The sequence below is a fragment of the Parapusillimonas granuli genome (assembly GCF_013416525.1).
Lineage (GTDB): Bacteria > Pseudomonadota > Gammaproteobacteria > Burkholderiales > Burkholderiaceae_B > Parapusillimonas > Parapusillimonas granuli.
Genome location: NZ_JACCEM010000008.1, coordinates 221,223 through 233,081, shown reverse-complemented (window position 1 = coordinate 233,081; position 11,859 = coordinate 221,223). Strand labels below are relative to the sequence as shown.

Here is an 11,859-nt window from a genome sequence, read left to right as displayed (position 1 = left end):
TGTCGCGCCGCCCACTTATGTTATTATGAGGGGCTTTTCCAGCCTGTTGCACGGGCGAAGAACAACGCTTTGGCAAGTGGTTGGGCTGGGAATTTCCGGCTTACCGGGCGCCCATGGGGGCGCCTTGCAAGTCTTTTCTTATTCAAATACTAGGAACCATCATGAAGACCTTTGTGGCCAAGCCGCATGAAGTCAAGCGTGACTGGTACGTGATTGACGCCAAGGGCAAGGTCCTTGGGCGTGTGGCCAGCGAAGTCGCACGTCGTTTGCGTGGCAAGCACAAACCGGAATTCACGCCCCACGTTGACACCGGCGATTACATCGTCATCATCAACGCCGCTGAAATCGTCGTGACCGGCAACAAGTCGCAAGACAAGAAGTACTATCGCCACTCTACGTACCCGGGCGGTATCACCGAAACCAACTTCCAGAAAATGCAAGAGCGTTTTCCTGGCCGCGCCATCCAGAAAGCCGTCAAGGGCATGCTGCCGAAAGGCCCGCTGGGTTACGCCATGGCCAAGAAGCTCAAGGTTTATGCCGGCGCCGAGCATCCCCATGCTGCTCAGCAGCCCAAACCGCTGGATTTCTAAGGATAGGTCATGATCGGTAATTGGAACTATGGAACCGGCCGCCGCAAAACGTCGGTGGCCCGCGTGTTCTTGAAGAAAGGCTCGGGCAAGATCGTCGTCAACGGCAAGCCCGTCGACGAGTACTTCGCTCGTGAAACCGGCCGCATGGTCGTGCGCCAGCCCCTGGAACTGACCAACCACCTCGAATCGTTCGATTTCCACATCAACGTTCACGGCGGCGGTGAAAGCGGCCAGGCCGGCGCGGTGCGCCACGGCATCACCCGCGCGCTCATCGACTACGACGAATCCCTCAAGACCGCCCTGAAGCAGGCCGGCTTCGTCACGCGCGATGCCCGCGAAGTCGAACGCAAGAAAGTCGGCTTCCACAAGGCGCGTCGCCGCAAGCAGTTCAGCAAGCGCTGATCGCCTGCGCGCAGCGTCGTCCGGCCTTCGCGGCCGGCCCGCGAACCCCCGGCAATGCCGGGGGTTTTTCTTTGGGCGGATGCGATGGCGAAACGTTGATCTGTTTCAAGGACCCGGTCTCTCGGCGCCCGGTATAGTGATCTCTTGTTTTTCAGAGAGGTCCCAGTCGATGTCAACACTTCCCCCGACCAGTCCGGTCCGGCCCCCCGAGCTGCTGTGTCCGGCAGGCAGCCTGCCTGCGCTCAAGGCGGCGATCGATCACGGGGCGGACTGTGTGTATCTGGGGTTCCGCGATGCCACGAACGCCCGGAATTTCGCCGGCCTGAATTTTGACGAGGCGTCGATCAACGACGGCATCCGGTATGCGCACGCCCGCGGGCGCAAGGTGCTGCTGGCCCTGAACACCTACCCGCAGGCGGAAGGCTGGCAGGCCTGGCGGGAAGCCGTCGACAAGGCGGCGGGCTCGGGCATAGACGCCATCTTGCTGGCGGACCTGGGCCTGATGGAGTATGCCTCCACCCGCTATCCCGAACTGGCGCTGCACTTGTCGGTCCAGGGGTCGGCGACCAACTACGAAGCCATCAATTTCTATCAGAAGCATTTTGGCGTGCAGCGCGCGGTGCTGCCGCGGGTGCTGTCCCTGGCGCAGGTGGAGCGCGTCACCGAGAACACCTCCATCGAGATCGAGGTGTTCGGCTTCGGCAGCCTGTGCGTGATGGTCGAGGGCCGCTGCGCCCTGTCGTCGTACGCCACCGGTGAATCCCCCAATACCTACGGCGTCTGTTCGCCCGCGAAATCGGTGCGCTGGCAGCAGACGGACCAGGGCCTGGAATCCCGCTTGAACGGCGTGCTGATAGACCGCTATGCCGACGGCGAGAACGCGGGCTATCCCACTCTGTGCAAAGGCCGCTTCGATGTGGCCGGCGAAAACTATTACGCCCTGGAAGAGCCGACCAGCCTCAACACGCTGGAGATCCTTCCGCAACTGATGCGCATGGGGATCAGCGCGGTGAAGATAGAAGGGCGGCAGCGCAGCCCCGCCTACGTCGCTCAGGTCACCAAGGTATGGCGCCAGGCCATCGACCATTGCACCACCAGCCTGCAGCGCTATTCCGTCAAGCCGGCGTGGATGAATGAACTGAACAAGGTGGCGGAAGGGCAGCAGCACACGCTGGGCGCCTATCACCGCCCATGGAAATGAACTGCAAGCGCAACACTGAGGAGCCGTCGTCTTGAAACTCGCTCTGGGTCCGGTCCAGTATTATTGGCCGCGCATCGAGATGATGCAATTTTACGAAGCCGTGACGGAAGCGCCGGTGGACATCGTCTATCTGGGTGAAACCGTGTGTTCCCGCCGTCACGAGCTCAGGCTGCCGGATTGGCTCGAAATCGCCGGCGTGCTGGAAGCCGCCGGGAAGGAAGTGGTCCTGTCCACGCAGGTGCTGCTGGAATCCGGCAATGACTTGTCCACCCTGCGCAAGATCGCGGACAACGGCCGCTACCTGGTCGAAGCCAACGACATGGGCGCCGTGCATTGCCTGGAAGGCAAGCCCTTCGTCGCGGGACCGTTCCTGAATTTGTACAGCGTTCCCTCCCTGGCGCTGATCGCCAACCACGGCGCGCGCCGATGGGTGATGCCGCTGGAAATGGGGCGCGACAGCCTGGGCCTGATGCAGGCGCAGCGCCCCGCCGGCATGCAGACCGAAGTCTTCGCCTACGGCCGCATGCCGCTGGCGTTCTCGGCGCGCTGCTTCACGGCGCGCAACCGCAATCTGCCCAAGGACAACTGCCAGTATGTCTGCATGGACCACCCGGACGGCTTGCTGCTGAATACCCGGGAGGGCCAGCCCTTCCTGACCTTGAACGGCATACAGACCCAGTCGGCCCTGGTCTACAACCTGGCCAGGGAGCTGGACCAGATCCGCGACATGCAGGTGGACGTCCTGAGGATCAGCCCGCAATCGCGGCACACGATGGACATCGCGCGCATCTTCCGCCAGGCCGTTCAGGGCGAGATGACGGGCGACGAGGCCTTCGCCGCCATCGAACCCTTGATGCCCGCCGGCCCGTGCAATGGATACTGGCACGGCCGGCCGGGCCTGGAACAATTGGTGGCCTGATGAACGCGACTGCCTATCGACTGCCCGAGCCCGTGGCCAAGCTGCTTTCGGTCCTGCCGGCCTTTCCGGGATCCCTGCTGTTCGTGCAGGGCCTGAATCTTTTCCTGGCCCGGCATCTGCCGGCCGACACGCTTCAAGCGCTGGATGGTGAGGCCTTGCGCATCCGGGTGCGGGACGCGGGCGTCCAGTTCGATTTCACCTGGAAGGGCCGCGGCTTCGTGGCGGCCCGCCACCAGGCCGAGCCCGCCCTGACGATCGCCGCGACCGCCCATGACTTTCTCCTGCTCATGCAGCGCAAGGAAGACCCCGACACCTTGTTCTTCAGCCGAAGACTGGTGATGGAAGGCGATACCGAGCTGGGATTGCTGGTCAAGAACACGCTCGACGCCATCGACCTGCCGGCCCTGCATCCCCGGAATCTGTTTTCCAGGCGCTAGCTTCCGATGAGGGCCGCGGCTGCTGCACGCCGGCCCCGCTTGTTGCATAATGGTGCTATTGCGGTTTTTTTTTATTTTGGAAAAGGTCATGACATCGGCAGCGGCATCTCGGATCAAAGCAGGCATTGTGGGCGGCACGGGCTATACGGGCGTTGAATTGTTGCGCCTGTTGTCCCAGCATCCGCAGGTCGAGCTCACGGCCATCACTTCCCGCAAGGAAGACGGCATGCCCGTGGCCGACATGTATCCCAACCTGCGCGGCCGCGTCGACCTCTGCTTCCAGACGCCCGAGAAAGCCGCACTCGAAGACTGCGACGTCGTCTTCTTCGCGACGCCGCACGGCGTCGCCATGAGCCAGGCCAAGACCCTGCTGGAACGCGGCGTGCGCATCATCGACCTGGCCGCCGATTTCCGGCTGCAGGACACCCAGGTCTTCGAACGCTGGTACAAGATGCCGCACTGCTGCCCCGACATCCTGGCCGAATCGGTCTATGGCCTGGTCGAGCTCAACCGGCCCAAGATCGCGGGCGCCAAGGTCGTGGGCAACCCGGGCTGCTATCCCACCACCGTGCTGCTGGGGCTCGCCCCCTTGCTGGAAGGCGGCCGCAAGCTGATCGATACCAGCCACATCATCGCCGACTGCAAGTCGGGGGTGTCCGGCGCCGGCCGCAAGGCCGAGGTCAGCACGCTGTTCTCGGAGGCCGGCGACAACTTCAAGGCCTACGGCGTGGCCGGCCATCGCCATCACCCCGAAATCTCCGAGCAGCTGAACGCCCTGGCGGGCGGGCCGGTGGGCCTGACTTTCGTGCCGCATCTGGTGCCCATGATACGCGGCATGTTTTCCACCCTGTACGCCCGCATCCTGCCCGATGCGCTGGATACCGACTTCCAGGCGCTGTTCGAACAGCGTTACGCCGACGAACCCTTCGTCGACGTGATGCCCGCCGGCGCGCTGCCCGAAACCCGCTCGGTGCGCGCCTCCAACCAGTTGCGCATCGCCCTGCACCGGCCCGGCAACGGCGATCAGCTCATCATCCTCGTCATCCAGGACAATCTCGTCAAAGGCGCTTCGGGCCAGGCCGTGCAGAACATGAACCTGATGTTCGGTCTGCCCGAGTCCACGGGCCTGACGCATGTCGCCATCCTCCCCTAAGGGCAGGAAACCAGGCGTCCGGCTGTTCGGCTTCCTTCTCGGCGTCTTGCTGGGGGTGGTGCTGGGCGGCCTGGGCGCCGCATATTGGCTGGAATCCACGGGCGGCGATCCGCCGCCCGACGCCGAACGGCACAGCCTGCTGCGCGCGCGGGCCGAACTGGCCGCGCTCCGGGCGCAGAACGACGCGCTGGGCGGGCAATTGGTCATGGAAGAAAGCACCCGCAAAGGCCTGGAAGCGTCCTTGCAGTCCGCCCAGGCCGAGCTGGGCCGCCTGCGTGACCAGCTTGCATTCTTCGACCAGCTCCTGCCGCCGGGCCCCAAGGGCGCCATCAGCATCAGGGCGCTTGAAATCGAGCGGATCGGCCCCAATTTACTGTACAGGGTGCTGCTCCAGCGCAGCGCCCAGGGCGAGTCCCTATTCAAGGGGGTGCTGCAATTCGTGGCTCAGGGCGTGCGCGACGGGAAAGAGGTTAAAATCACCTTGGAGGCCGCCCGTTCGCCCGGCGGGTCCGAATCCGTCGCGCCCGACACAGACGGCTTTGCGCTGGCGTTCGACCAGTTCCAGCGGGGCGCGGGCCTACTCAGCCTGCCCGGCAATTTCGAGCCCACGTCCGTCACGCTCAATGTCCTGGAAGGGGCCGCGGTCCGCGCCTCGCGCACCATCGCCCTTTCCGCCGCCAAGTGACGGCGATGTTATAGTGGTTTAGTTCGCGCAGCCTGTATCGCTGCCATGGAGTGCTCTGATGAATACCCTTAGTGAAACCGTCGATCTGCAAGCGCCGCCGTCTCCGCTGATCTTCACCGACGCGGCGGCCGCCAAAGTCAAGGAACTGCTCGACGAGGAAGGCAATCCCGACCTCAAGCTGCGCGTCTTCGTGCAAGGGGGCGGCTGCTCGGGCTTCCAGTATGGCTTCACGTTCGATGAAACGGTGAACGACGACGACACCGCCATCGACAAGGCGGGCGTGCAGCTGCTGGTCGATCCCATGAGCTTCCAGTATCTGGTCGGCGCCGAGATCGACTACAAGGACGATCTGGAGGGCGCGCAGTTCGTCATCCGCAACCCGAACGCCAACACCACCTGCGGCTGCGGCTCGTCCTTCGCCGTCTAGGGGTACCTGCACCCGGCGATGGTGGCCGTGCGCGCCCCGGTCACGGCGGGCAGGCAGGCCGGCCGGCCTTCTTCATGCATCCAGGCGAGCCAGGCGAAAGCCAGAGCCTCCACCAGTTGCACCGGTATGCCATGCACCGACGTCGGGTCGACCGGGCGGCCCAGTTCCGCCCGTAAGTCATTCAGCAGCCCCGTGTTCAGCGCCCCGCCGCCGCACACCAGCACCTCTTGTGTCTTGGGCGCGTGTTCCATGATCGCGCGGGCCGCGCTGCGCGCCGTCAGCCGCTGCAGCGTGGCCTGCACGTCGTTGTCGCGCAGGCGCGCGGCCCGGTCGTAGAACGTATTGAGGCGCCCGCTGAGCCACGGCCAATTGAACAAGTCCCGGCCCGTGGACTTGGGCGGAGCCAGCTTGAACCAGGGCTCGCTTTCCAGCAGATGTTCCAGCAGCCGCGCATCGCAGCGGCCGCTGGCCGCCCACTTGCCTTCATCGTCATAGGGCCGGCCCGTGCTCGACTGTATCCACATGTCGAGCAGCACGTTCGCGGGGCCGGTATCGAAGCCGCGGATTTCGCCGTCCGGTTCCAGCAGCGTCACGTTGGCGATGCCGCCCAGGTTCAGCACGGCGCGCGGATGGCCGCAGGCGAACACCGCGTGATGGAAGGCCGGCACCAGCGGCGCCCCCTGGCCGCCGGCGGCGATGTCGCGCGAGCGGAAGTCCGCGATGACGGGGATGCCGGTGAGCTCCACCAGCAGGGCGGGCGAGTTCAGCTGGATGGTGTATCCGGCGGCGGGGTCGTGCCGGACGGTCTGGCCGTGGGCTCCGATGGCGCGGACTTGGGCGGCGGCCACGCCCGCGCGCTTCAGCACCTCATGCGTGGCGCGCGCATACAGGCGGACGAGGGCATTGGCCGCCCGCGCCGCGCGGGCCAGCTCGTCGGGGCCGGGCGAGTTCAGGGCCAGCAGCTCGTCGCGCAGCGCGGCGGGCATGGCCAGCGAGCATGAGTCCAGGATGGCGGGGCGGCCGTCGCCGCCGAAATCGGCCAGCACCGCATCCACGCCGTCGGTGCTGGTGCCCGACATGAGACCCACGAACAGGTTCTGTGGCATGCCGGGCCTTGCCTGGTGGGGGTCAGCGGCTGGCCAGCTGGGGCGCGCCGCCTTCCTGCAGATCGGTCAGAAGATGGATGTGCTCGCGGTATTGCGCGACCGTCTCCTGGAATGCCGCGCGCTGGGAGTTGTCGAGCGTGCGTGCGACGGGCAGGTCGACCGATAGCGGGTCGACCGGGTTGTTGTTGACCCGGAATTCATAGTGCAGATGCGGCCCGGTGGACCAGCCGGTGGAGCCCACGTAGCCGATCAACTGCCCCTGCTTGACGCTGTCGCCCTTCTTGAGCCCGTTCTCGAAGCGGCTTTGGTGCGCGTAAAGCGTGCTGATGCCGTTGTGGTGCTTCAGGATGATGGTGTTGCCGTAGCCGTTTTGCCAACCGCGGAAATCGACGACGCCGTCCGCCGTGGCGTGGATGGGCGTGCCGTTGGGAGCGGCGTAGTCCACGCCTTTGTGGCCACGCCAGGTGCCGTGCACGGGGTGTTTGCGCATGCCGAAAGTGGAACTGATGCGGGTGAACTTCAAGGCGCTGCGCAGGAACGCGCCCTGCAGGCTGCCGCCTTCGAAATCGTAATAGCTGCCGTTCTTGCCGTCGGCCGAAAACCAGACGGCTTCGTAGGCTTTGCCGCGATTGATGAATTCCAGCGCGAGAATGCGGCCCGTGCCGACGTCGCGGCCTTCGTGCGAATAGGTTTCGTAGATGATGCGGAAGCGGTCCCCGCTGCGCAGGTCGCGCATGAAGTCGATCTTGCTGCCCAGGATGTCCGTCATTTGGAGCGTGATGGCATCGGGGATGTCGGCGTCGTCCGTGGCGCCGAACAAGGAGCTGACGATGTGGTTCTCGGCGATGCGTATGTGCACGTCGGCCACCTGGCTGCGCTCGTCGGCGGTGAAGCCGCCCTTGCCGTCGGGGGTGACCTCCAGCCAGCGGGAAACATAGGTACCGTTATTGCTGGCGCCGGGAGTATGGTTGTAGCGAAGCCAGACCAGGTTGCCGTCGCCGTCCAGGGCCGCCTGCACGCTGCGGCCGGGGTACAGCTTGTAGATGGAGCGGGCGTCCTTGTCTTGCGCCAGGAACTGCAGCAGGCCGGGCTCCTGGACGCGCAGGCGCTGCAGCAGCGCCGCAAGCGTGTCGCCTCGGCGGATCTGCGTTTCACTGATGAAGGGGTCGGCGGAAAGACTGGAGACCTGAGGGGCCGGATCGGGAAGATCCAGCGTCTGGCGGGCCTGGTATATGACGGGGGCTTCGGGGGGCTGGACCACTGCCAGCGCGGCGGCTCCGGCGAACAGGCCGAGCGCGATCAATGCCAGCCCGTTGCGGACGACGTGGTGCCGGCGATTTGCCCGAACCATGTCGCGGTAGGAGGGATTGCCAATATTCCCTTTCTTGAACATAAACAAAATCAAGACCTGTTAAAAGGCGCTGCTGTAATGGGTGGATGTGCCGTTCATGAGGGCGGAGCGCTCTGATAATATGATGAACCGCATCTGTTCTGGTATCGCCCATGGCCATGCATGGTTTGCGCTCGCACGTTATGCTAGCGTATTGAGTTCGATTTTTCGAGCATTTTTTTGTTTTAATTGATGAAACCCGTTATATGTCCCTGAACGAAGCCCCAATCACCCCTCAGGTCGAAGAAGCGCTGAGCATCGTCAAGCGCGGTTGCGACGAGCTGCTGGTCGAGTCCGAATTTGCCGGCAAGCTCGCGCGCAGCTATGCCACGGGCAAGCCTTTGCGGATCAAGCTGGGGCTGGATCCCACGGCGCCCGACATCCACTTGGGGCATACCGTCGTCCTCAATAAAATGCGCCAGCTGCAGGACCTCGGGCATACGGTCATCTTCCTGATCGGGGACTTCACCTCCATGATCGGCGATCCAAGCGGGCGCAACGCCACGCGCCCGCCGCTCACGGCCGAACAGATCCAGGAAAACGCCAAGACCTATTACGCGCAGGCCAGCCTGGTGCTGGACCCGTCCAGGACCGAGATCCGCTACAACTCTGAATGGTGCGATGCGCTGGGCGCGCGCGGGCTGATCCAACTGGCGTCCCGCTACACGGTCGCGCGCATGATGGAGCGCGAAGACTTCACGCGCCGCTTCAAGGGCGGCATCCCCATCTCGGTCCATGAATTCCTGTACCCGCTCATGCAGGGATACGATTCCGTCGAGCTCAAGGCCGACCTCGAACTCGGCGGAACCGACCAGAAGTTCAACCTGCTGGTGGGCCGCGAGCTCCAGAAGGAATACGGCCAGGAACCCCAATGCATCCTGACCATGCCTCTGCTGGAAGGCACGGACGGCGTCGACAAGATGTCCAAGTCCAAGGGCAACTACATCGGCATCACCGAGCCGGCCGACTCCATGTTCGGCAAGCTCATGTCGATTTCAGACACCCTCATGTGGAAATACTACGAGCTGCTGTCGTTCCGTTCCATGCAGGAAATCGCCGACCTCGAACGGCGGGTGCGTGAAGGCCTGAACCCGCGCGAGGCCAAGGTCGCGCTGGCCCAGGAGATCGTCGCGCGCTTCCATTCACGGCAGGCGGCCGAGGGCGCGCTCGCGTCGTTCGAAGCCAGGTTCCGCGACGGCGCCATTCCCGACGACATGCCGGAAGTCGCCGTGGGCGCGGCGCCCCTGGGCATACTCAAGGTCTTGCGCGAGGCCGGGCTCGCCGCGTCGGGCGCCGAGGCGCAGCGCAACGTCGAGCAGGGCGGTGTGCGCGTGGACGGCGCCCGCATCGAAGACAAATCCCTGCAGCTCGAAGCGGGCACCTACGTCATACAGGTGGGCAAGCGCAAGTTTGCCCGCGTCACGTTAACAGGCTGACAAGCACGCCAGCCGTTTGACCAGGAGTACCTTATGAAGCTTACCAGTGAGTCTTTTACCGATCAGGGCAACATCCCGGAGCGCTATGCCTTTGGAAAGATCGATGGCCAGAATCATGTGGCGCTGGCGGGTAACGTCAATCCGCAGCTGTCCTGGTCGGACGCGCCGGCGGGCACGCAGTCCTTCGTGGTCATCTGCCACGACCCGGACGTCCCCAGCAAACCCGACGACGTGAACCAGGAAGGGCGCGAGATCCCCGATACGCTGCCGCGTGTGGACTTCTACCACTGGGTGCTGATCGACATCCCCGCCGCCACCACCGAAATCGCCGAAGGGGCGTACTCGAACGGCATCACGCCCAGGGGCAAGGCGGGGCCGCTGGCGCTCGACGGCACGCGCCAGGGCGTGAACGACTACACCGCATGGTTCGCGGCCGACCGCGACATGAACGGCGACTACTTCGGCTACGACGGCCCATGCCCCCCATGGAACGATTCCATCCCGCACCGCTATATATTCACCGTCTATGCGCTGGACATCGCCGAACTGCCCTTCGAAGGCCGGTTCACCGGGGCGGACGCCATGAAAGCCATGCAGGGCCACATACTCGGCCAGGCTTCGATCACCGGGCTGTATACGCTGAATCCGCGCCTGGCAGGCCGCAGCTGACCGGCGCTACCCGACCGGCCGGGCGTTCCCTTACAGGGGGCGCTGAACCGGGCGCTTGAACAGGAAAGGGGGCGGGCCCCGGAGGGCGCGCCGCCGACCCCTCGCCGGCATTCGCGGTAAAATGCGGTCTCGCCTTTTTGCTTGCAGCAACAATCTTATCCAGGATACCCCATGTTTGACCGTTCCCGCACCCTCGATCAAGTCGATGCCGAAGTCTGGGCAGCCATCCAGCAAGAGAATGTCCGCCAGGAACAGCACATCGAGCTGATCGCGTCCGAAAACTACACCAGCCCCGCGGTCATGCAGGCGCAAGGCACGCAGCTCACGAACAAGTATGCGGAAGGCTATCCCGGCAAGCGCTATTACGGCGGCTGCGAGTACGTGGACATCGTCGAACAGTTGGCGATCGACCGCCTCAAGGAAATCTTCGGCGCCGAAGCGGCCAACGTCCAGCCCAATTCCGGCTCGCAGGCCAACCAGGCCGTCTACATGGCCGTGCTCAAGCCCGGCGACACCGTCCTGGGCATGAGCCTGGCCGAAGGCGGCCACCTTACCCACGGCTCGCCCGTCAATGCGTCGGGCAAGCTCTACAACTTCGTTTCCTACGGCCTGGACGCCAACGAAGAGCTCGATTACGCCCAGCTCGAAGCCCTGGCCAAGGCCCACAAGCCCAAGCTCATCGTCGGCGGGGCCTCGGCCTATTCGCTGCGCATCGACTTCGAACGCATGGCGCGCATCGCGCACGACAACGGCGCCCTGTTCATGGTCGACATCGCCCACTATGCGGGCCTGGTCGCGGGCGGCGTATACCCCAACCCCACGCCCCATGCCGACTTCGTCACCTCGACCACGCACAAATCGCTGCGCGGCCCGCGCGGCGGCGTCATCATGATGAAGTCCGAATACGAAAAAGCCGTCAACTCCGCCATTTTCCCGGGCATCCAGGGCGGCCCGCTCATGCACGTCATCGCGGGCAAGGCGGTGGCGTTCAAGGAAGCCTTGTCCCCCGAATTCAAGGAGTATGCCGCCCAGGTCGTGAAGAACGCCGACGTGCTGGCCCGCACCCTGGTCGAGCGCGGCCTGCGCATCGTTTCGGGGCGCACCGAAAGCCACGTGATGCTGGTCGACCTGCGCGCCAAGGGCATCACCGGCAAGGAAGCCGAAGCGGTGCTCGGCCAGGCGCACATCACCGTCAACAAGAACGCCATTCCCAACGACCCTGAAAAGCCCTTCGTGACCAGCGGCATCCGCCTGGGCACGCCGGCCATGACCACCCGCGGCTTCAAGGAAGCCGAAGCCGAACTGACCGGCCACCTGATCGCCGACGTGCTCGACCACCCGCGCGACGAGGCCAAGGTCGCCGCCGTGCGCGCTCGCGTCAACGAGCTCACGGCGCGCCTGCCGGTCTACCGCTAACCCGGAGCCGCCCCGGGGCGTCCCGGGG

13 protein-coding genes are annotated in these 11,859 nt (G+C 64.6%); 11 read left to right on the top strand and 2 right to left on the bottom strand.

What is annotated here, in order from left to right; translation table 11 throughout:
- Nucleotides 1–161: 161 nt before the first annotated feature.
- From rplM to erpA, 8 genes are all read left to right on the top strand, one after another.
- Nucleotides 162–590, top strand: a complete 429-nt coding sequence (gene rplM / locus H0A72_RS16150) for a 50S ribosomal protein L13 (protein ID WP_180066244.1) — start codon at nt 162–164, stop codon at nt 588–590.
- Nucleotides 591–599: 9 nt separating this feature from the next.
- Entirely contained in the window at nt 600–992 is a 393-nt protein-coding gene (rpsI, locus tag H0A72_RS16145; RefSeq protein WP_180065767.1) for a 30S ribosomal protein S9, read from the top strand.
- 169 nt (nt 993–1,161) lie between these two features.
- Nucleotides 1,162–2,193 carry a ubiquinone anaerobic biosynthesis protein UbiU gene (gene ubiU, locus H0A72_RS16140; RefSeq protein WP_180157164.1) on the top strand — a complete coding sequence of 344 codons (1,032 nt, stop codon included), beginning with the start codon at nt 1,162–1,164 and terminating at the stop codon, nt 2,191–2,193.
- A 31-nt stretch (nt 2,194–2,224) separates the two neighbouring features.
- Complete coding sequence (gene ubiV / locus H0A72_RS16135; RefSeq protein WP_180157162.1) at nt 2,225–3,112, top strand: ubiquinone anaerobic biosynthesis protein UbiV; 888 nt, start codon at nt 2,225–2,227, stop codon at nt 3,110–3,112.
- A complete protein-coding gene (gene ubiT, locus H0A72_RS16130; protein WP_180157160.1) occupies nt 3,112–3,549 on the top strand; it encodes a ubiquinone anaerobic biosynthesis accessory factor UbiT in 438 nt (145 codons plus the stop codon). Before ubiV ends, ubiT begins: the two co-directional genes overlap by 1 nt.
- A gap of 88 nt (nt 3,550–3,637) precedes the next feature.
- Nucleotides 3,638–4,702, top strand: a complete 1,065-nt coding sequence (gene argC, locus H0A72_RS16125) for an N-acetyl-gamma-glutamyl-phosphate reductase (protein ID WP_180157158.1) — start codon at nt 3,638–3,640, stop codon at nt 4,700–4,702.
- On the top strand, nt 4,683–5,387 hold the full coding sequence (locus H0A72_RS16120) for a DUF6776 family protein (RefSeq protein ID WP_180157156.1): 705 nt from the start codon (nt 4,683–4,685) through the stop codon (nt 5,385–5,387). Before argC ends, H0A72_RS16120 begins: the two co-directional genes overlap by 20 nt.
- Nucleotides 5,388–5,445: 58 nt before the next feature.
- On the top strand, nt 5,446–5,814 hold the full coding sequence (gene erpA, locus H0A72_RS16115; RefSeq protein WP_180157153.1) for an iron-sulfur cluster insertion protein ErpA: 369 nt from the start codon (nt 5,446–5,448) through the stop codon (nt 5,812–5,814).
- Here the strand turns inward: erpA and H0A72_RS16110 are convergent.
- Both H0A72_RS16110 and H0A72_RS16105 read right to left on the bottom strand, forming a co-directional pair.
- Complete coding sequence (locus H0A72_RS16110) at nt 5,811–6,920, bottom strand: anhydro-N-acetylmuramic acid kinase (RefSeq protein ID WP_180157151.1); 1,110 nt, start codon at nt 6,918–6,920, stop codon at nt 5,811–5,813. The two genes, erpA and H0A72_RS16110, sit on opposite strands and share 4 nt — an antisense overlap.
- A gap of 22 nt (nt 6,921–6,942) precedes the next feature.
- A complete protein-coding gene (locus H0A72_RS16105) occupies nt 6,943–8,271 on the bottom strand; it encodes a M23 family metallopeptidase (protein WP_246436978.1) in 1,329 nt (442 codons plus the stop codon).
- A 245-nt stretch (nt 8,272–8,516) separates the two neighbouring features.
- Here H0A72_RS16105 and tyrS point away from each other — a divergent pair, with 245 nt between their 5' ends.
- The 3 genes from tyrS (at nt 8,517) to glyA (ending at nt 11,831) form a co-directional block, all read left to right on the top strand.
- On the top strand, nt 8,517–9,746 hold the full coding sequence (tyrS, locus tag H0A72_RS16100; RefSeq protein WP_180157147.1) for a tyrosine--tRNA ligase: 1,230 nt from the start codon (nt 8,517–8,519) through the stop codon (nt 9,744–9,746).
- 33 nt (nt 9,747–9,779) lie between these two features.
- Entirely contained in the window at nt 9,780–10,415 is a 636-nt protein-coding gene (locus H0A72_RS16095; RefSeq protein ID WP_180157145.1) for a YbhB/YbcL family Raf kinase inhibitor-like protein, read from the top strand.
- A 171-nt stretch (nt 10,416–10,586) separates the two neighbouring features.
- Nucleotides 10,587–11,831: a serine hydroxymethyltransferase gene (glyA, locus tag H0A72_RS16090; RefSeq protein WP_180157143.1), complete on the top strand. Its 1,245-nt coding sequence runs from the start codon at nt 10,587–10,589 to the stop codon at nt 11,829–11,831.
- Nucleotides 11,832–11,859: the final 28 nt, after the last annotated feature.